The sequence below is a fragment of the Martinezella sp. CNPSo 3890 genome (assembly GCF_057784455.1).
In genome coordinates this window covers 61795-81222 of the sequence record NZ_JBXSOR010000009.1, presented here as the reverse complement: position 1 = coordinate 81222, position 19428 = coordinate 61795, and the positions used below count along the sequence as shown (strand labels likewise).

Below are 19428 nucleotides of genomic sequence, written 5' to 3'. Positions count from 1 at the left end.
TCTCCTTCGGATGTTAGAAGCAAGGCAGAAATATCAACCAGAAGGCGGGAGGCAATATCCGGACCTAACAAATAGTGAATTGTGACAGTTCGGTTGTTTACCATTGTGTCCAAATGGCAACCGAATAGGAGTTCAGCACCTCTTTGATGGCTCTCTGAACAGCCTCATTCGGGCCGCTTAGCGCCTGAAATACGAATCATCAGAGCGAATTGAATTTCGAAAATCATGCGATGTGTCGATCAAGGAGACGGGCAGCCCAACCGTTTACGCGATTGGATTTTCCAATCGGGCAAATATGGCCGTGCGTGTATTCACAACCTCTGAAGTACTGATCATTCCCGCCTTCCCGCATTATGGTCTTGAGAGCGCCTGCTACCAAGAGATGTCGTTGGCCGATCGCTTTTTGCGGCTGAAGGAGATGATGAGATTCGAACGCACGACCATTTGGCCGTTCACCAGCTCCCTGAAATGCATGATAATGTCCTTTATCATCGATATGGGAGAACACGATGATGCGCGTATCGATCTCGAATGAAGATGCTCCGGAAGGAGGCAATGTTGCCGTGCAGCGTCATTTTTTTCTTGCCACTTTCCGATCTCACCTCGCACATTCGGAATGAAGGTGAAGGATTCATAATAGTTGATAAACCCCGACCTTCTTCCATTCGATGGTGTACAGCATGATTAGTGCCGATCTGGGAAAGCAGCGCATGCGAGAGCGTCTGCTCATCCATAAAACCTCCTTGTTCGAAGTCTGGGCCACCCCAGCGGTTCAAGCAGGAGGTCTCTCAACTACCGTGTAGAACTCGTCCAGCCCTCCGCCGCAGGTGGAGGTTTATTATCGATATAAAAAACCCCGGAAACAAGGTCCGGGAGTTGGGCTGGGAAAAATGCGCGCGGCGGCTAAGAGATCTAAGTCGCGGCTGGCGAAAGAGATGCGAATGTAATCACTGCGCGGCCAAATCAATCGCGAGTTTGGAACCCGGTGGAACAATCCTGACAATGAATTCGAAATCTGCAGGCATGCGATGCTCGTCCGAGCCCAGACAAGCAACGGTCCAATATTCTGGGTCCTCACCAAATATTGTGGACACTTGAACAATCTGTGCTCCCTCCTCCCGATCGTCTTTCCGCGTCGCCCAATAGAAAGCGCTCGGCTTCAATTTCGTCAGTGGGATCATCCCTTGTCTCCCAGATCGAGCAGACCAGCCTGTTGAATATAATAGGACGTTTTGAGATCGTGCAAGTAGGTTGCTCGACGCGCCGGCGTCACGGCCACGTCGTCGGATATCCCACGCCGAAAACAGTCTGACCACGTCCCGCGTGATTAGGCTATAATGCCGACCCTTCCCAGCCTATTACCGATCATTCCGTAGCGGTCATCGCCGGTAAGCCCACTTAGCGCTCGGCGTAATGCGCGATGCCTCTGAGAAATATCTGAAAGCGCTGACGAATCTCCTGCTTCCGCTGGTCTCTTGCTTCGTCGCCCTGTTGTCGCCTTCTGGGCAGCAGCGCTCCAAAGGCGATGTCCATCAGCATGCCGGCGCACAGCACAACATCATTCAGCTCTATGGCACCACGATCACGCTCGGCCTCCAGCCATTCGATTAGGTCTTCACGCGTCCGGAGTATGTTTTGCCCGTAAAGATAGTCCGCCAACTCGGGAAAGAGGACGGACTCTCGTAAGATGAGGTTCAGCAGCGCTTCCCGTTCCTGGTCGCGTCGGCTGTCCAAATCGAGGCGGAACACCTTCACAAGCTTGTCGATCATCGGAAGGCCTTCGTCGGATGGGCGTGGCAGATCGATGAGCAGATGGCGGTTGTTCAACACTACTGCCCCGAACAGCTCGATCTTGCCCGCGAAGTGCTCATAGATGGATCGCTTCGATATGCTCGCTTTGGACGCGACCATCTCGGTGGTCGTCCCCGCAAAGCCGTTTTCTAGAAAAACCGTGTAGGCCGCATCGACAACGAGAGCGCGACGCGCCTCTGGCGCCATCGTTGGCGGGCGACCTCGTTTCTTACGAGTTGGAGGCTGGTCGGTGCCATCGCTCAAGAAGCCTCTCCTCGTTACCCGTCGAACGTTCGCCATAATTATGGTACCTACAAGTACCTATAAATTGCACTGTTGTCCAGACGAAGAGACGGCGCCTGTCATGCATACACTGCCCAAACTTAACGCCCGATACTGGCTTACGCTGGTGCCAGCCAGTACCTTCGGAACCAACACCGGGGATGTTATGTCCGACGGTCTTGGCCTTGGGCATGTGACCGGGCTTCCCTGGATCATCGGCGCTCTGCTTCTGGTATTCATGGCCGAGCATGCGAGCCCCCGGAAAACAGCGCTCTTCTTCTGGGCCGCAATCATCATAATTCGCACCGGCGCTCCGACTATCGGCGACGCATTCCACGACCACAAGATCGATTTCTCTATATCCGCGGCTGTTGTCCTAGGTTTCTATGTTGTGAGCGTGCTTCTTTATCGAGCCTATTGGCTGCGTTCGGGAGCTACGTGGGTAGGCGTCAACCCGATGTACTGGATTACAATGGTTGGCGGGTGTACTGGGCACGATCGGCGGAGACGCAGTATCATTCAGACTTGGTTTCACGCCGATCGGTACCGCCGTCGTGCTCTTTGCCCTGGTCGCGCTTGCAACGACCCTTTGGAGGCAGGACGGCAAACTAAGCGAGGCAATACCCTACTGGACGACACTAGCCCTTATTCGCATTGGCGGCCAGGCGCGGGCGATGCGCTTGCCCACAAAGTCGACCTGATCCCCAGCACGCTTCTCACGGGAGCGATTTTCGTGGGCATGCTCATCTATTTCTATGTCATCGAAACCGACAACTCGGCCCGCGTTTCCCAAGACGCTCCAGCCTGACATCAAGAGGAGACTCTCATGGCCAATCTATCGAGACGGGATTTTGTTGCAATTGGGACGGCCTTGGCCGGCGCCGCCTCCGTAATAGGTCTCGGAGGCAGGGAGGCCCGCGCAGAGGTTGGAAACGGCTTCGCGGCGGCCGCACCAGACGACTTCGGGAGATCAAATAGCCACAAGGGTCCAGGTCTTCGGAACATTTATGCACTCTGCGAAGTCACCGGTGGTGGCGAACAGGTTTATGGAATTGCGGTTGAATATGACGTCGATATCGATTCAGCCAGTTTGACGACTGACACATACGCTACTGCTGTCTTCCCGGCCGCCGAAGGATTTTTCCCGGGAATGCCGCGGGAACCCGACAAAAACGCTACGACCGCCCCCGCCAAACCAAGGGCGATCGCCACCATCTATACCAATGCAGAGCCGGCGCTGCGTCCTGACCAAAAGAGTGTTGCCGGCCGGTACGTTATCACCGAATTCGAGCATAACCCAGACCTCAGCCTTCCAACCGCAGACAGCGACAAGGTCGCGCTGACACAGGCCAAGAACGTCAGAACAGTGGGCGGGTCGGTCTACGCCGCAACCGGAACTGTATGGACCAATGCCGGCCGGCGCGGAAACAGCGTCGTGATCCGCGGCGTCGACGCCTGGGAGCAGAACCATTGGTGGTGGGACGATACGCGTTCCGCTTGGCTCGAATATAGTATCTATCTGCCGAAGTCGTTCCTGGAAAAAGGCGGCGAGAACAAAGCCTACCCTCTCCTCCTCGCTATCACCCATTCGGGAACGAGCTACGACGGCACATGCGCTCAGACGCTGACTGAACAGTGCATCGCGAGCATATGGACCTTACCGGAGGAGCAAGACAAACATGAATGCGTGGTTATCACGCCGCGCTACGAGCGCACCACGATGAACGACTATTGGGAGCACACTTGCGACGTTGAAAATACGTATCGGCTGGTCGAGTCTCTGCTGAGCAACACATGGAACTACGGCAACCCGAATTTAGACGACCGGAGAGACAAGGTGCTGAAGATCGACCCAAAGAGGGTCTACTGCACCGGATGGTCGATGGGCGCGATGAGTTCCCTCTGGCTGATGGCAAAACATCCAGAGACTTTTGCAGCCGGGCTCATAATCGCTGGCCAGCAGCGACCTAGCGATGTTGTCGCGCTTGCCAAGCAGAAGGTCCTGATTATCACGGGTACCGAGGACAACAAGGCGACACCCTGGAACGAGAAGTGCGTGCCAGTATGGAGAAACGCGGGTGCCAAAGTAACTCGGCCAGCCGAGCAGCTCGATCCAGCACTTATATTCCCTGTCAATAATCAGAAAGTACTGAGCAATCAGATCAACGGTTACCTGAATGAGGACAGCAACATTACATTTCTCACATTCAAGGGTGTCGACCACATGGGTTCCGCGCGGAAGTTTTTCTACATCAACGCTGCTAGAGATTGGCTGTTTAGACAGGTGAAGTCGTAGGCTTCGCGACACAAGGCCGAGCCGAACGCGAAACTCATGCCCGATGAATAAAAAGTGACCGTTTTCCAGACTCACTTTTAAGATCGCTCATGACCGAGTTGCCCTGCAACACGGCTCGCCTGGGTCGCCCGGTCGAAGCCCGCCCAACGCCGTGACCCTGCCCAGCCCAAATCTTCCCTTTGGCTAAATGTCGGACCGTATCGAGCCGTGTCTCGCTCTCTTGAAGACGGATCCGCCGGAAGGCCCTGACTGGGCGTTTAAAGTGAAACGGCTATCGCCCATGTGTCCATATTGAGCGGAAACGTATGCGCGTCATTACACGCGGAGGCCACGATTGGACCCATCACTTTCCAGCTATCACCAATTCCGCGCGGAAACTGGATGTCGACACCGCCATTCTCGATGGCGAGGCTATTGTGTTCGATAACAAGGGGCACTCGGACTTTGGGGCGTTGCAGCGCTCGCTCGTCGGACGCGGCGGCAAGCGAGCCCCGGCGGAAGCGGTCATTTTTGCCTTCGATCCGCTTTATTTCAACGGCCATGATCTCACGGGAATGGAACTTTCCGTCCGCCGGCATCTGCCTGAGGATTCTCTCGATGGCGCCGCAGGCGCAATACAGCTCTCCGAAGAATTCGAGGGCGATGGCGCGGCACTTCTCGCCAAGGCCTGTTCGAGGGTGCTCGAGCGTATGATCGCGAAACACTGGGATCGACCCTATCGCTGCGGGCGAACCGGGGACTGGATAAAGATCAAATGTGTGCAAAGCAAAAGCTTAATGATCGTCGGCTATGAGCAATCAGCCTCCGCCCGCGAGGGCATCGGAAGCCTTCTTGTTGCCGGCCACAAGGGACGCGACTGGATCTATGTCGGTGGGTGGGAACGGGCTTCGATGCTAAGGATGCCGCCTACCTCAGGAAGACACTCGACACCCTGAAAACTAGCCGACTTGCCGTGCCGCTCAAGGGAAAGAACCTGGCCTTCGTATAGCCGACCCTCATCGCCGAGTTTCGCGGATCGACGGATGACGGCAACCTGCGTCACGCCTCCTAGCTCGCGGCGGATCTTGAGCATACGATATCATCGCTCGGTTATGCCCTTGTCGGGCTCGCAAGAAGCTTCAATGAAGCGCAGGCCCTCGGTGCAATTGCCGATATAGCTCTGATCGATGTCCATTTGAGCGACGGGAGAAGCGGCCCCATGGTGGCGGACCATCTCGTTCAGGAGTACAACGTTACGGTGATCTTTACGATCGCGAAGCCGGAGGTGGTCGCTACCCACAATTCAGCCATCGGCGTCATCGAAAAACTCTTGAGCAAAGCCGATGTCGAGCGGGCACTCATCTATCCGTGTGAATTTCGCCCGGGAGAGATCGACCACGACCTAACGGGCTAAAGACTCTCAATCGCTCAAAATAGTGACTTCCAGTCGTTTTTCCCGGGCTCTCATACCTGGCATGCTTACCGACAATTATTTCTGAGTTCGGTCAACGAACATGGGCGGAATTAAACCTAGCGGCCAAGAGAGGTTCGCGCGGATTGCTTTCGCCTGGTTGATTGGCCAGCCATTTTTGATGAGAGCCGGAACAAACCTCAGCCGCTGGTGTTCGAGCGCGGTAACCAAGGAGGACGCCCCCCGTGTATCATCATGTCAAGAAGCTTATGTATACCGTTCGTGTGGACGAACCGGACCCGAAGTTCGGAAACATGCTGCTGGAGCAGTTTGGAGGGGCAAACGGCGAACTGGCCGCAGCGATGCAGTACTCGATCCAAGGACTTAACTGCGAAGACGCTGGTCGCAAGGACCTGTTGATGGACATCGGCACCGAGGAGCTCAGCCACCTTGAAATTGTCGGTACGCTCGCAAGAATGCACCTCAAGCCACTGAAGTCAGTGCGCGAAGAAGCCGAAGCCGATCCTCTGATCGCTATCGCTGGAGGTGGTGGCGTGAACCTGTTTAACTCGATGGGTAATCCGTGGACAGCCGATTATCTGAAGATCACCGGCGAACTCGACGTCGACCTCCGAAGCAATATTGCCGCGGAAGCGCGCGCCAAGATCGTCTACGAGCGCCTGATCGATTTTTGTCGCGATCCCGGAACGAAGGACGCTCTTCAATTCTTGATGACCAGGGAAATCACTCACATGCGGGCATTCCAGCTTGCGCTCGAAAGCATGGGAAAGCCGCCGCTCAGCGTCGGCAGGATTGCGCCCACGGCCGGGCTGGTTGATCAGTTCTTCAACGATTCGACCGGGGAAGGCGATCTTGGCGAGGTAGACACGCGCGGCCCCTGGAACGAGGGCGAGCCGTGGAAGTTTGTCGAAGCTCCGGCCTTTCAAGACTTGAGAGGCGCCCCGGACAAAGCCACGAAAATCGCGGCCCGCAGCGCCCCGCCAGAAGCATCAGAGGCGATTGAAGCCGTGCTTCTCGATGAACTACGAGATCTCTTGCATGCGGAGAAGCAGTTGGTGAAGGCGCTTCCCAAAATGCAGAAGAGTGCACGCTCAGTACAGCTGCAGACTCTGTTGGAAAAACATCTGGCCGAGACCGAAACTCAGGTGGAGCGCCTGAACGAATGTCTGCGCATCCTGGGATCATCCGCAAGGGCGAAGCCCTGCAAGGGGATGATGGGATTAGTGGAAGAGGGTGAGGAAGTGATGTCGGAGGGAAAAAAGAAGGACGACGCGCCGGCGGATCTTGCGCTTATTGGCGCCGCCCTGCGCGTCGAGCACTACGAGATCGCCGCCTATACCGCGGCCCGCAACCTCGCCCTTCAGCTCGCTCAGCCGCGCATTGCCCAATTGTTGACGTTATCACTGGGAGAGGAACAAAATGCCGGCCAACTACTTGACCAGGTCGCGCAGCCACTGATGTCGGCGGCAAGAATGCCGGCCAATATTCGATAGGATGGGATCGATCATCGGCGGAGTGATTCCGTCGATGATCGCTTTCAACGTCCAGGTTGAGAAAAGCAACAGATCACACCGGTTGACGCGCGTTCGTCTTTCCGTCGGCGACTTCTTCGATACAGTCAGCTTCTTCGGCCAGCGTTTTGCTCATCCTCCGCAAGGATTCTTCGTCAAGCTTCTCGATGCCTACGAATTTGTTCTGGGCCTGTGACGTCAAGATCAACTCATCGAGCTTAGCTTGAAGTGCCTTTCCGTCGCGGTTTTGCGAGTTCTGGAGAACAAAGACCATCAGGAAAGTGATGATGGTCGTTCCAGTGTTGATCACCAACTGCCACGTCTCCGAATAGTTAAAAATCGGGCCAGTAATTGCCCAAGCCGGAACAAGTATTACGGCGAGCACGAAAGTTGCTGGACGACCAGACCAGTCGGCAATCGTTGTCGCGAATTGGGAAAAGAAATTCGATGCAGTGCTTTTGCTCATATTGACCTCGCGTTATCCGGCAAGCAATAACGCGAATGACATCACGTACGTTCCAATGGCCGACCAAAATACACATATCCGATCGGTGGCGATCGGCCGCGGGGAGAGCCAAATCATTGTCGTTACCAATGAACGTGCCTCCTAATAACTTCGCTATGCGTCGCTTCCCCTATATTTCCGAGACGCTGAGCTTCGACGCGGCTGAAGCTTTCATTTCGTTGCGCAAACGAAGTAAAGTATCGCGAGTGATTGTCAGCCGCGGATGTTCAAACTACTCTATCAAGAGTTGATCCAGAATCGCACAGGCGAGCGTTAGCCGATCCTCTAGTCATATTGCTCCCCGTGACCAATCTGCTCGCGTGTGATATCGCTGATGGCCGGATCTTCGGCGGGATCTGGATCGGCGGCATTTGCTTTTTCGAGGAACCTTCCTGCCTCGAGGATCGCGACAACGATTTCGCGCGTGCTCCAGCCCGCTTCATTCGCCGATGCAACCAGACTGTCCAAAGCATCGCGCACGACGGTCCGCGCTTCCTTGGCGCGGTCAGCCTCTGTGTTGGCGGTTGGTGACGGAAACACAGGATTCGCAGCGCCATGACTGACCACAGGTTTCAGCTCTTCATGATCGCCGGCACCTGCCTCGCCATCCGAGGGGGAGACCACGACATCAAGACCCTCCGAAAGTTTGGTCGCTTGGCGGGCGTTCATGATGCCCATCGGCACCGCTTCGCCCTCGTCGGTCCTCACCTTCACTTCAACGATCTTCTTTTTCTCAGTCATGGCAGTCTCCTTCAAGGGGAAACTTCCCGCGCTGTCGTCGGTTCCACCCGGCGGCAATCCCACCGTCCGCACAAGGCGGCGATTATCGATCCTCCAGCGGAACCTCAAAGCGACCGAACAACCTCGACAAGGCGTTTCATGTCGGTGGGTTTCCCCAGATTGGGCACCTTGGCGAAAACATCATGCCGGGCAAGTTCGGCCGCATCGCTCGCGCTGGCGAGGACGAACGGCACGCCCCAGGACCTTAAAAGGAGAGCGACAGGCGTGACCTTCTCGCCATTGAGAGTGACGTCCAGCACGGCGGCATCCGGACGCTGCCCCTTCAGCAGATCGAGGGCTTTCCCAACCGAGCTCGCCGGACCCAAAACGTCAAATCCCCCTCCGGTCAGCACGCTTTCCAGCTCCATCGCGATGAAGAACTCGTCCTCGACCACAAGAACGATCCTGTGCGCGACCTCGCATCGTTCAGGTTCGCTCATTAGAATCTCCAGGGAGCTTGATAGTGGCTGCCAAACCTTTGGATTGAAGTTAAGTTCCACCGTTCCGCCGAGATGCCGACAGATCCCTTCGATTGATCCGGTGCCGTATCCTCTCCGCTTTGGCGGCACGACCTCAGGGCCACCCGTTTCACGCCACAGGCATGAGAAATCCGAGCGGCCCCAGCCTCTTCCTCAAGCGATCATTCGACATGCAACGCGTCGACTGGAACGGATAACGCGCCGTATGTCAACGCATTCGTTGCCAGCTCGTGGAACATCATGCCGAGCGGCACGATAGGCTCACGCGCCAAGGGGAGCGGTGGGGCCACGGCGCGATCATGTACGCAGTTCCCATGAGTCTGAATGAAGCGGCGGAAGCAGGTTTAAGCTAATTTTTGCCGCTTTTTCGACTGCTTGACGGGTTCCACGACAGGCTGGGCCAGGCGGAGCGCACGGAGTTTTTCCGTCTTTTTCTCGCGGTTGGCGGTTTCAGCAGCGGTAATTTCCCTCGCCGCTAAATCGGTCGCGGATATCTTATCCTGAGGCGAAACCCTTGCCAGCTTGAAAAACTTCTCTTTTGTCACGGTCATGACATCTCCTAACGAGGGACGGCGAAAAGAATCGGTTAGCGTGAACTTGCGACCGCTTTCTTCTTGCGGACGGAAAGCAGCCCCTCGCGCTGGGCCTGCTTGCGGGCGAGCTTGCGGCTCCGGCGGATCGCCTCGGATTTCTCGCGGGCGCGTTTTTCTGACGGCTTTTCATAGGCGCGGCGCGCTTTCATTTCCCGAAACAGGCCCTCGCGCTGCATCTTCTTCTTCAAAACGCGAAGCGCCTGATCGACGTTGTTGTCCCTTACATCTACTAGCAAGATTGCTCCTTCGATTAGCTTTTCTTGATACGAATCGCGTGTGAATTGAGCCAGTTGGACGGCTTTCCTTCTCGCGGGGAACTCTTCTCCAGCAGCGAGGGTGGCGATGCGGCGACATCAATGTCCATTTGAAGGATCCGCCGTTCGAAATTCTCGGAATCCAACCGTACGCGATACTGCACGCTGCCCTGGGAGTCGGGCAGACGGCAGACAATTCGACCGCGCCCCGATGGCCCTGAAGGTCCAAGAACACCGCGTTTCAACAGGATGGTGTCGCCGACCCGGTACTGCCGGTTTTGCATGTCCCTCTCCAGGAAAAATAAAAGGCCGGGCGTTACCCCGACCTCTCAGCATCATTCAGATTCGCCGCCAGTACATCCGTGGTCAGCAAGAGAGAATGACAATGTCAAGCAGCCTGAAGATTGTCGGCCGAGCTCTTGCCGGACTTTCGGTCCTGCACGATGTCGTAGCGGATCTTCTGACCATCATTGAGGGAGTTCATTCCAGCGCGTTCAACGGCGGAAATATGCACGAAAACATCCGTGCTGCCATTATCGGGTTGAATAAAACCGAAGCCTTTTGCGGAATTGAACCACTTAACGGTGCCAGTGTTCATAACGATTTCCTTTCGAAGCAATCGTTGTTGTTCCCGCGATACCTTGCGGGATGAGATCGATTAGTTGAGAGGGAATCCGAGGAAGAGCACGAGGCTCTTGAGCGACGTCACAAGCAATGGTCGATAGGGCTAACATAGGCTCTATTTCCGATATGACAAGTCATGGCGGAAAATAATAATCAGGAAGCAGGCAAATGATTTCCGCAGATGGAGGCGCCTGCACAGGCCATTCCCACAGTTTCACCATGATGACAAGTCAGGACCAAGCGCGGCTTCTAGCCACCATCAAGAAAGTAGCAGGGGGCAACCGCTTCAATGCGGTTTATTTGGCTCAATCTCAGGGCCGCGGACTTTTCCACTTCGACATGGTATTGTCGCCGTGATCGATGAACGCGAAGACCAATTCGGCCGTTGCCATCCTTCACGAAGATGCGATGGCACGAACGACCAAACGATATGCCCTCCGCCAGGAGCCGGACTTCTCCTGGACCGTCTATGATGTGTTTACCGGCAAAACGGCCAAGCCCACGACTTGGGAGCTCGACAAGTTGCCGGAGAAGGAGGCGCGCATCTTCTGTGCTATTCTCAACGAAAAAGATGCGGCGCGCCGCATTATCAGCGGTCGGACGTAAGATCGCTCATCATTTCGGCACACCTTTCGCGGCATCTAAATGAAAGCCGCATACGGAGCCGGCCTAGCTAGCATCGATCCTGGCATTGTCACAGGCGGAGATAAAAGACTCGCGAGCAATTTCAGGAGCGGAGCGATAGCGAAGGGCGGTCTGGCAGGAATATACCGCGTTCCAATAACGTGGGCCCGAATGTCGCTCAAACTCATTCTGCAGATACCGCAGCGCCTCTCTTGGACCGTTTATGGCCCTGGTACAAAAGCCATCCCTGTGAATGAGGACTGGCGTCTCCCAAATAAGTGAAAATCCCACATTGATGACGGCGCCCACCGGCTTCCTCCTCGGCATCGCGGAGAAAATCTCTGCGGCGCTCGTGAATACCATGAATCATGACGAAGAATCTCAAGGAATTCTCTGACGTCTCAAGGTCCGACCGTTCAAGCTGGCGAGCATGTCCTGTCGCCGCGCCTTTTGACCATGAAGATAACCATGCTCGAAGACCTTGGTGAGTGTGCTTCCTTCCGGATATGGGTTCTCTTCATCCTCCATGTAGCGCATGCCTGCGTCGTCTCCGCGCTCACAAGTCTTTCTGACTACCTCTGCGGAGGCTTCCAAATCCGAAAATCCTGTTACTCCCCGCCCGATGCGAATACGGTCTCGCGGGCGTCAAGCTGAGGCCAGCTGGAGGCATGAGAATTTGATTGCGCATCACCTTTTCTCCTCAGGTTAAGCCGGCAGGCAGGCTATGTTTCGGCTTGTTCCTAGGCTGGCTAAGCGTCGACCTCGCCGGAGGTCGGCGACAAGAAGGCTATGGCCGATGCCGTATCAGACAGGCGGGCGCAGCGGCGGGCACACCGTTGCGAAGGGCGACGGCATACTCTATGGTGTTAAGGAGATCGGAAGCAAAGACAGGCTTCACAAGCACCCCGATGGCGTGAGGATCGGCGGCGACGATTTCCGGATTGGCTGTTGCGAATATAACCGTGACACCGTGCACCTGAGCAAGATCTGCTGCTAGTAACGGACCTGTCTTACCATCGCTGAGATGAACATCGACAAGGGCGATATCGACGTTGGCTCCCATCCGGGACGCATCCTCGCGATTGTCGACCGGCCCTGCGACGTCATAGCCTGACGAGCGCAGGACGTATTCCATATCAAGGGCGATCAGGGCTTCATCTTCAACCACTAGAATTTGCATGGAGGTCCCAGCGAGGCTCGTTGTGCGGCTTGCCGGACATCATTGGTCCGGCAGGTGACGGCGCTTTTGGGCGTAACAACATCTCATCAATAGAAAAGTTCCGGGTGCTACGCTATTGGGTTGCGCATTCAAAATGGATCATCGCCACGCCAGCCGGAGACTCCACCGGCGCGGCCGCCAGAGACATCATCAACATTGAAACTTCTCGGCCTAGTATTCATTATACAGTGGAAAAACTGCTGCGGTTGCTCCGATCGATCCAAGGAGTTGAAAGGCGGTCCATCGGAGAGAACGGAAAGGCGAATTGATTCTCGCAATCTGCGACAGCGCAAGAGACAGGAGAAGCAATTGTCACAGGAACGCAAAGATGCTCATTCGCACGCCCTGCCCCTATCGGCTGACGCTTGGCTTGCCGCTATCGTCGAAAGCTCCGAAGACGCCATCATCAGCAAATCCGTCGACGGCGTCATCACGAGTTGGAATAAGAGCGCCGAGCGGTTGTTCGGTTTCCTCGCCGCCGACGCAATCGGACTTCCCATCACCATTATCGTGCCACCCGATCGACTGGACGAGGAAGCGGCCATCATCGCCTCGATTCGGGCCGGCAAGCGGATTGAGCATTATGAGACGGTGAGGCGCCGCAAAGATGGGACGCTTGTTGAGATTTCGCTGACGATTTCACCCGTCCGGGACAAGGATGGTGTAATTGTCGGCGCCTCCAAGATCGTGAGGGACATATCGGAGCGGAAGCGGTTGATTGAGAGGCAAGATCTTCTTTTGCGCGAGATGAACCACAGGGTGAAGAACCTCTTCGCTATTGTGCATTCGCTCGTATCCTTGAGCGAACGAACAACCACGAACGCTGGCGAGCTTGCCGATGACCTGCGCGCGCGCATCAGAGCACTGTCCGCCGCCCACAATCTCGTTTTGGGCAACGGCGGTGTGGCGCCATCCGGCGGTTCGGCGAGCCTCTTTGCCCTCATTCAAGCCATTTTCGCGGCCCACCAGGACTCCGAGAGCGGGCGCATCATCGTCAAGGGCAATGACATTGCCGTCGGGGCTGTTGCGCTCACATCGATCGCGTTGGTTCTTCACGAACTGGTCACGAATTCGATAAAGTACGGCGCGCTATCGTCACCGGAAGGCCAGGTCAATGTCGAGGTTCGGGACGAAGATGGCCTCGATTTGTATTGGGCGGAAACCGGCGGCCCCCCTCTTCAGGGGCCGAGCGGAACGATCGGTTTCGGCTCACAATTGGAAAATGTCGCACTGAAAGCGCTCAAGGGTTCGATCACCCGAGACTGGATGTCGGACGGCTTGCGCATTAGCTTGAGGATGCCGCTACAGTCGCTTGGTTGAGGACCGAGTCGCGGAATACGATCCGACCGCTCTTAAGATGGTTTCCCAGCTCCTACTCACGCCGGGTTATCGTTGCCAAACTCCGGCCAGGCAGCATTTGCAGCTAACCGTTCGAAGGGCGATCAGGAATTTCAACAACGATGCGCAGCCCATCGGAACGCCATTCTCGATGGATCCATCCCTTCAATGACGCGATTGTCATGCGCTCAAGCTCCGATCCGAAGCCCGCCGAGCCTTCGGAAACGCGCGGGGGCGGTCCACCGACTTCTGTCCACGTCAGCACGATGCTATCGTTGCAAGTAACCTCGATTTCGACGCGCCCCCGGTTTACCGAAAGTGAACCATATTTGATCGCGTTCGTAGCGAATTCGTGCAGAAGCAGGGCAAACGACGTGAGCATCGCGTTGTTCACGCGAACGTCTTGTCCTTTCACAACGATTCGAGCGCCCTCCTTGTCCTGATGAGCCGACAAGATCGCGTCAATGAGACCAAGAAGACTTGTTGAAGCATCCTCGCCAGAGCCACCTTCGGATTCTCTCAACACAAAGTTCTGAGCGGCGGCCAATGCCGCGACCCGCGCGCGCAAATCGTCGGCGAGAGATGAACCTGCCGTTTCGGCGGACCGTTCGCTGACGGAAATCAACGCACTGACGATGGCGAATAGATTTTTGATGCGATGATGCATCTCCCGCAGCATCAGCCGCTGTCGTTCCGCCATGCGCTTTCGCTCCGAAATATCGCGCGCGATCTTCGAAGCGCCGACAATTACGCCCTCCTTGTCCCGGACGGGCGAAATTGTGAGCGAAATATCCAGCAACGTTCCGTTCTTATGCTGTCTCACCGTCTCGAAATGTTCGATCCGTCTGCCGTTGCGAATGTGATCTATGATAGTGTCTTCTTCATGCAGGCGGTCATCTGGAATGATGATACTGATGTGTCGTCCCACCGCCTCCGCGGCGGAAAATCCGAAAAGGCGTTCGGCGCTTCTGTTCCAACTCGTGATAACTCCATTGATCGTCTTGCTTACGATTGCATCGTCGGAATTTTCAACAATTGCGGCGAGCCAAGCTTCGGCGGAAAGGGCTGAAATCCCGGGGTGCTTAGCGAACGTGCTGTTGATCGCCAAAACCGACGACACCTTCTTCCGTTCGTCGGTGGTGAAGGGCGAACCCGCAGGTGCATTTGTCTCTCGTTCCATATTCACGCTCCTCCGTCGGCAGTGGCCTTACTTTGAAAGCCGCGTGCCGCGCGCCGACCGGCTCGGAATGGAAGCAGGTTGGACTTGGAAAACCAAGACAGCGCCGTAACCACCGCGCTGTACGATGAATCGAAAATAAATGCCGTCGGTTTAATGCCTCGACGGTGTACGATTCTCTTTTGAAGATATGTCCTGGCGTGATCTTTTCAACCGTAAGCCAGGATTCAGGGCTGAATGCCTCCTGAAGGACCTACACGAACGCTCGGGAGTTTTCTGGTTCAGCTCACATTCGAACGCCGCAGGTTTGTCCATCCTAGCCGATGCCATTCTAGCACCGGCGGACCGGGAGCCTTCCATCCCATCGATTTCGGACTATTCTTATTCTCACCCCCAAATCGACTGGTCTCTGGCTCATCACGGAACATTTGGCTCGTAAGCAGCCTCCATGGCGCCCCGAAAGATAGCCAAGATAACAGTACCTGCCCGCAAGGCTATCCGTTCAAAGTCTCATCTAAACGATGGGGATGAAGGCGCGATCGTTCAGATCAGGCACTTGCGATGCTGGTTTTATAAATCGTCGCTATCGACGCGCCTTTTGACCATCGAGATAGCCGTGCTCAAAAGCTCTCGCGAGCACACACCCCTCTGGGTATGGATTTTCTTCATCGTGCGTATCTCGCATGCCAGCCTCCCCTCCATGCTCGTAAGCTTGTCTGGATGCCTCATCGGAGGTTGCTAAGTCGGGGGGGCCTATCGCTTCCGCGCTTGTCTTATGAGTGTGTCGCGGCCCTGGAATGATAGGATCTTGAGCGTGCATAGCTGTTTCCTCCGATCGAGCTGAGAGCGATGCTGAGGGGAGCATGATCGCAGTCGATTGAGGCTATTTCGTGCGCCGGGGCTTGCGGGCTGCCGCCTGCTCTCGCCGAGATGATCTTTCGGAAACGGCGGCTGCCGAAAAGCTGCCGCCGTGTCGACCGCGACCATCCCTTGAGGAGAAGACCATCGCCTGGTGAAGCGCGTGAGCTTATAGCGCAAATCGAGCCTTCTTTAATCGAGGCACAGGAGCGCTACATTAAGCGACCTTTGGAATGACAATTCCTTCCGAGCGGCGACCATTTCTGGTCTGGGAACAGCGCATGGCTTTGGTGCGCGCCGTCAATTTCCGCAGTATCCATTGTAAAATCAAAAATTGAGCGTATATACAGGATATCGACCATTGCTTGTGATGTCGTTCCAGAGCCCTGTGCTCCCGTTGGATCTCCTCTCAAATAATCGATCTCGGTTTTTGATCGCGCTTATATCAAGCCCAGCGGTCTTGCATGCGGGAAGTTCCGTTTGCAATAGTCGGGAAATGACCAGAGCCTGCCCAAACGGCGAGACAGGCGCGTCGCGGACGTCGATAGCTGTGTCCTAGGAATCGCCGTCTCAATGGCGGCCTTACCAAAAAAAGGAGGATGCGATGTCTTCCAACGAATATTCGGTATGCGTTTCACGAAACCTGATTCGAACGAGTACGTCCGGATATCGTGAGTACGCGCATCCTTGCGCGCTCCTGGAAACTGCCGTTGACCGATGCATACAGCACAGCCTACCTTTAGCGCCTATGACGGTATTTCCCGATTTCGGCACCATTGGGGAAACCCACGCGCCGACGGCCCACCGGGGCAGTACGTCCTCCCGCGGTAGCAGGGCGGCGTCACAAGAAAAGCCGAACCAAATCTGAGCAGTCAAACAGCGCCGACACTTACCGGGAGTCCAAGGAGAAACCCATGGCCAAAGGCCAAATGCGCAGCAACCGAGAGATCCGCAAGCCCAAGAAAGACAAAACACCAGTGGCGGCACCAGCCCCATCTGGCGCCCAGGTTAAGCTCGCAAGCGGCAACCCGGGAAATCTGAACAAGAAGTAGCAAGGCCGGCGCGCCACCACGCCGATACCACCACGAGCGGGCACGCTATCGCACTCATTATTCGAGGAACGGATGACAAATCATACCCCTAGACAATCCGCGGAACAGCTCTTTCGCGCGCCCTGCGCCGAAGCAGGATCAAATGCCGAAAAGCTCCTGAAGCTTCGAAAGAGGATGCAGCGGCGTAGGCGCGAGCTTCGAGAGACCGAGCGCGAAATCCGCGACACCGCGCGGGCAGAAGGTCACCCCTCATACCGAACCCCGAGCAAAACGATGTGATCTGATTCGACTCCACGGACGGAGCCGTACTATATGCGGGCAAAGCGATAGCGGACACAACAGACTTCGTGATAGGCGTTTCGAAACGGCCGCCGAGGCGCTCCGCTTCGCGATCGATGACATGTCTGGCGCGCAGCAGCGAGGCCCTCCGTTGGAAGTAAACGAGGCGCGTTTCGACCACAATCAGATCCGGGCGCTTTACGACGCGCCACATTATCCGCTTTCTCGGCGGATTAAATGAAAAAGGCAGCGTCCTAGCTTTTCGGCTGATGAAGTCAGGCCTTCTGAACGGATCGGCTACCACGGCCTAGAGAGCCCGCAGCCCATTGTTTTCCGATGAGGCACACCACCACTGTCACGCTTGGCGTTGGCCACGAGAGCTTGAGCCAGTTCCGCCGCGCATACGGGCACCAGGGGGTCTTCCACCATACGCGAGAAACGGAATTTGGCGCGCGCTATCGTGCATGCTTCGTCACCTGGAACACAAGCGCGACAAACGTCTGGCCGCACCTCGTACACGAGACAGGAAGTGTTGATCCCGACCTCCCCCGACAGTGCCGAACATCGCGAATCCTCGCAACGCATGCCGCGCAGATCAGCTTCGACATAGTGATGGGGTATCAAAGCCAGGTCATCGTCGGCTTCCGTCGTGAACCTTGGCCATTCGGATGAAAAAGAGCAGCATGCTCCGCAGGTCTGACAGTCGATCTCAGCGGTAGATGGTACGCTTGCCATCAGTTCGTAGGGCGAATTTATCTGGGTCACTTGTGCTTGAGAAGCCAGAGCTTTCCCGCCATCGTGATCGTGCGTGGCGGATGTGCTTCCCCATCCATTCCATCGAGAACCCTGAGCAGGTCAAGTTTCGTAAGCCGCTCAACGGTTGTTGCCGTGGCCGACTTTACTTTGTTCGGACGCTCTTCAAATCGATCCGACCTTGTGTAGGTGACGGCGGCGTTAAGATGAGTCCAAGACCTGCCATCCGCAGAATGCAGGTCGCCATTTCTTGCGAGCTTCAGGGCTTGCACCTGAGACGGCGTCAGGGATGCTAAAATGGCTCGTGAGTTGGCCTCGACTTTTTCTTTGGAACTTAGAAGCGATCTCTCTTGGTCTGTCGATATAATTTTTTTCTCCTCGAATATCAAAAAGCCGAAGCCATTTAGCGCCGCCTCATCAAGCCCGGTCGTAGGTGAAGGAGGTCAGAAGGGCCGTCACGAAGTTACTGGCTCGTTCCTTGACCAGCACTTCCGTCCATTCGTCGGTGCCGCGGAGCCTTAGATCCGTATAGATGCTGTCGACGGCCGCTTCTTCGATGCGTTTGATGTGCGTGTTGAACGCTGCTTCACCTTCGGTGCGGTACATGTCACGGATGACCATCCGCAGAATCTCCTGGATCGCGATTTGCCAGGCCGTGTTGATCGCCTGCAGCTCTTTTGTATCAGTGGTCACGGTCGCTCCTAAAGCATGAGTCTCGAAGCGCAAAGTCTTGGCATTGCGTGCGTGCGCTGCCGACTGGAGCTCCTCCATCGCGTTGTTCCTGGCAAAGAACTCTGTCTGGACATTACCGAAGGCGATCTCCGCCTGCTGGCGAGATTTACTGTACGTCTCTGTCATTAAGATCCTCTATGTCGGCAATGGGCCTAAATGATAAAGGCCAGGCGAACTGCCTGGCCTCAAATGATCGCGTGCTTCCGGCAATGCCAGTACATCCGTGGTCAAAGGGAAGCAGATATCAATTAAGCAGCCTGCAGATTGGTGGCCGACATCTTGCCCGACTTCATGTCGCGCTCGAGCTCGAAGCCGATCTTCTGGCCTTCGACGAGTTCGCGCATCCCGGCGCGCTCGACTGCCGAGATGTGAACGAAGGCGTCAGCACCGCCATTGTCAGGTTGAATGAAGCCGAAGCCCTTGGTGGAATTGAACCATTTTACTGTGCCAGTGGTCATGATGAACCCTTTCAAAGCATAGAGCGAGGAACTGCGGAGCGGATGCCACGCAGGTAAAAACCGACTATTTTTGAAAGAGAAGTTCGTTTAGAGCACGGTGCCAATCGTGCGGTAGACAAAGCTCGGCAAGCAAAAGATCGATATCGCATCTATACGGAGTTAAGGGTGCACGGTCAACGTTTAGTTTTTGGTAGATGCACATTACCCCTGTCGGTTGTATCCGACCATGTCAAGCCACTCGGTACCAGACGATCGCTCGCCGCACCGATCATCAACGAGTTAATGGCGTAAGATTTAATAGAACAGCTCGCTGCTTGCTAGCCCTGTCCCATTCCTCACGACCTGTGAAGACGCGCGGGTGGACATATGATGGCGACGCGCTATGTTCTTCACATCGCCAGCAGACAAATCC

Annotated in this window: 22 protein-coding genes and 3 pseudogenes; 10 read left to right on the top strand and 15 right to left on the bottom strand. The window is 55.7% G+C overall.

All coding sequences use genetic code 11. The annotated features are described in order from the left end of the window. The first annotated feature begins 232 nt into the window (after window positions 1-232). Complete coding sequence (locus AC13RC_RS20720) at window positions 233-535, top strand: hypothetical protein (RefSeq protein WP_488558300.1); 303 nt, start codon at window positions 233-235, stop codon at window positions 533-535. A 412-nt stretch (window positions 536-947) separates the two neighbouring features. Here the strand turns inward: AC13RC_RS20720 and AC13RC_RS20715 are convergent, their stop codons facing one another. Together AC13RC_RS20715 and AC13RC_RS20710 are read right to left on the bottom strand one after the other, a co-directional pair. Further along, window positions 948-1181 carry a hypothetical protein gene (locus tag AC13RC_RS20715; RefSeq protein WP_113352235.1) on the bottom strand — a complete coding sequence of 78 codons (234 nt, stop codon included), beginning with the start codon at window positions 1179-1181 and terminating at the stop codon, window positions 948-950. A gap of 217 nt (window positions 1182-1398) precedes the next feature. Then, window positions 1399-2055, bottom strand: a complete 657-nt coding sequence (locus AC13RC_RS20710) for a TetR/AcrR family transcriptional regulator (RefSeq protein ID WP_145322882.1) — start codon at window positions 2053-2055, stop codon at window positions 1399-1401. A 40-nt stretch (window positions 2056-2095) separates the two neighbouring features. On the opposite strand from AC13RC_RS20710, the pseudogene AC13RC_RS20705 reads away from it, so the two are divergent. The 6 genes and pseudogenes from AC13RC_RS20705 to AC13RC_RS20680 form a co-directional block, all read left to right on the top strand. Beyond that, a pseudogene (locus AC13RC_RS20705) lies at window positions 2096-2317 on the top strand (hypothetical protein); the annotation flags it as partial. A 232-nt stretch (window positions 2318-2549) separates the two neighbouring features. Beyond that, entirely contained in the window at window positions 2550-2774 is a 225-nt protein-coding gene (locus AC13RC_RS20700) for a hypothetical protein (protein ID WP_488558353.1), read from the top strand. A gap of 125 nt (window positions 2775-2899) precedes the next feature. After that, window positions 2900-4369, top strand: coding sequence for a prolyl oligopeptidase family serine peptidase (locus AC13RC_RS20695; RefSeq protein ID WP_488558299.1), 1470 nt, complete (start codon window positions 2900-2902; stop codon window positions 4367-4369). A 129-nt stretch (window positions 4370-4498) separates the two neighbouring features. Further along, window positions 4499-5420 (top strand): annotated as a pseudogene (gene ligD, locus AC13RC_RS20690) (non-homologous end-joining DNA ligase); the annotation flags it as partial. Window positions 5421-5567: 147 nt separating this feature from the next. Further along, window positions 5568-5762: a hypothetical protein gene (locus AC13RC_RS20685; protein WP_113390709.1), complete on the top strand. Its 195-nt coding sequence runs from the start codon at window positions 5568-5570 to the stop codon at window positions 5760-5762. 242 nt (window positions 5763-6004) lie between these two features. Beyond that, window positions 6005-7273: a DUF892 family protein gene (locus AC13RC_RS20680; RefSeq protein ID WP_113352240.1), complete on the top strand. Its 1269-nt coding sequence runs from the start codon at window positions 6005-6007 to the stop codon at window positions 7271-7273. Between the two features lie 73 nt (window positions 7274-7346). On the opposite strand, the gene AC13RC_RS20675 is transcribed toward AC13RC_RS20680, so the two are convergent. The 7 genes from AC13RC_RS20675 to AC13RC_RS20645 form a co-directional block, all read right to left on the bottom strand. Further along, window positions 7347-7757, bottom strand: a complete 411-nt coding sequence (locus AC13RC_RS20675; protein ID WP_488558298.1) for a low affinity iron permease family protein — start codon at window positions 7755-7757, stop codon at window positions 7347-7349. A gap of 324 nt (window positions 7758-8081) precedes the next feature. Then, the gene (locus AC13RC_RS20670; RefSeq protein WP_488558297.1) at window positions 8082-8537 is read right to left on the bottom strand and encodes a hypothetical protein; all 456 of its coding nucleotides are present in this window, start codon (window positions 8535-8537) and stop codon (window positions 8082-8084) included. 104 nt (window positions 8538-8641) lie between these two features. Further along, window positions 8642-9016 carry a response regulator gene (locus AC13RC_RS20665; protein WP_488558296.1) on the bottom strand — a complete coding sequence of 125 codons (375 nt, stop codon included), beginning with the start codon at window positions 9014-9016 and terminating at the stop codon, window positions 8642-8644. A gap of 383 nt (window positions 9017-9399) precedes the next feature. Next, complete coding sequence (locus AC13RC_RS20660; RefSeq protein WP_113352243.1) at window positions 9400-9606, bottom strand: hypothetical protein; 207 nt, start codon at window positions 9604-9606, stop codon at window positions 9400-9402. A 35-nt stretch (window positions 9607-9641) separates the two neighbouring features. Next, window positions 9642-9884 (bottom strand): 30S ribosomal protein S21, encoded by a 243-nt coding sequence (gene rpsU, locus AC13RC_RS20655; RefSeq protein WP_113352244.1) that lies wholly within the window; start codon window positions 9882-9884, stop codon window positions 9642-9644. A 14-nt stretch (window positions 9885-9898) separates the two neighbouring features. After that, entirely contained in the window at window positions 9899-10186 is a 288-nt protein-coding gene (locus AC13RC_RS20650; protein WP_488558295.1) for a cold-shock protein, read from the bottom strand. Window positions 10187-10290: 104 nt separating this feature from the next. After that, on the bottom strand, window positions 10291-10500 hold the full coding sequence (locus tag AC13RC_RS20645; RefSeq protein WP_113352246.1) for a cold-shock protein: 210 nt from the start codon (window positions 10498-10500) through the stop codon (window positions 10291-10293). 434 nt (window positions 10501-10934) lie between these two features. On the opposite strand from AC13RC_RS20645, the gene AC13RC_RS20640 reads away from it, so the two are divergent. Further along, window positions 10935-11132 carry a hypothetical protein gene (locus AC13RC_RS20640; RefSeq protein WP_162748807.1) on the top strand — a complete coding sequence of 66 codons (198 nt, stop codon included), beginning with the start codon at window positions 10935-10937 and terminating at the stop codon, window positions 11130-11132. A 63-nt stretch (window positions 11133-11195) separates the two neighbouring features. Here AC13RC_RS20640 and AC13RC_RS20635 read toward each other — a convergent pair whose 3' ends face one another. Together AC13RC_RS20635 and AC13RC_RS20630 are read right to left on the bottom strand one after the other, a co-directional pair. Continuing rightward, entirely contained in the window at window positions 11196-11477 is a 282-nt protein-coding gene (locus tag AC13RC_RS20635) for a DUF982 domain-containing protein (RefSeq protein WP_488558347.1), read from the bottom strand. Between the two features lie 460 nt (window positions 11478-11937). After that, window positions 11938-12330: a response regulator gene (locus AC13RC_RS20630; protein WP_113352249.1), complete on the bottom strand. Its 393-nt coding sequence runs from the start codon at window positions 12328-12330 to the stop codon at window positions 11938-11940. Between the two features lie 348 nt (window positions 12331-12678). Between AC13RC_RS20630 and AC13RC_RS20625 the strand changes: the two genes are divergently transcribed. Continuing rightward, window positions 12679-13689 (top strand): sensor histidine kinase, encoded by a 1011-nt coding sequence (locus AC13RC_RS20625; RefSeq protein WP_488558294.1) that lies wholly within the window; start codon window positions 12679-12681, stop codon window positions 13687-13689. Window positions 13690-13792: 103 nt separating this feature from the next. Here AC13RC_RS20625 and AC13RC_RS20620 read toward each other — a convergent pair whose 3' ends face one another. Continuing rightward, complete coding sequence (locus tag AC13RC_RS20620) at window positions 13793-14887, bottom strand: sensor histidine kinase (protein WP_488558346.1); 1095 nt, start codon at window positions 14885-14887, stop codon at window positions 13793-13795. A 1769-nt stretch (window positions 14888-16656) separates the two neighbouring features. On the opposite strand from AC13RC_RS20620, the gene AC13RC_RS20615 reads away from it, so the two are divergent. Continuing rightward, entirely contained in the window at window positions 16657-16794 is a 138-nt protein-coding gene (locus AC13RC_RS20615) for a hypothetical protein (RefSeq protein WP_183813510.1), read from the top strand. A 720-nt stretch (window positions 16795-17514) separates the two neighbouring features. On the opposite strand, the pseudogene AC13RC_RS20610 reads toward AC13RC_RS20615, so the two are convergent. The 3 genes and pseudogenes from AC13RC_RS20610 to AC13RC_RS20600 form a co-directional block, all read right to left on the bottom strand. Next, a pseudogene (locus tag AC13RC_RS20610) lies at window positions 17515-17808 on the bottom strand (YkgJ family cysteine cluster protein); the annotation flags it as partial. Window positions 17809-18243: 435 nt separating this feature from the next. Next, complete coding sequence (locus AC13RC_RS20605; protein ID WP_488558345.1) at window positions 18244-18519, bottom strand: hypothetical protein; 276 nt, start codon at window positions 18517-18519, stop codon at window positions 18244-18246. 287 nt (window positions 18520-18806) lie between these two features. Next, entirely contained in the window at window positions 18807-19016 is a 210-nt protein-coding gene (locus AC13RC_RS20600) for a cold-shock protein (RefSeq protein ID WP_025662430.1), read from the bottom strand. Window positions 19017-19428: the final 412 nt, after the last annotated feature.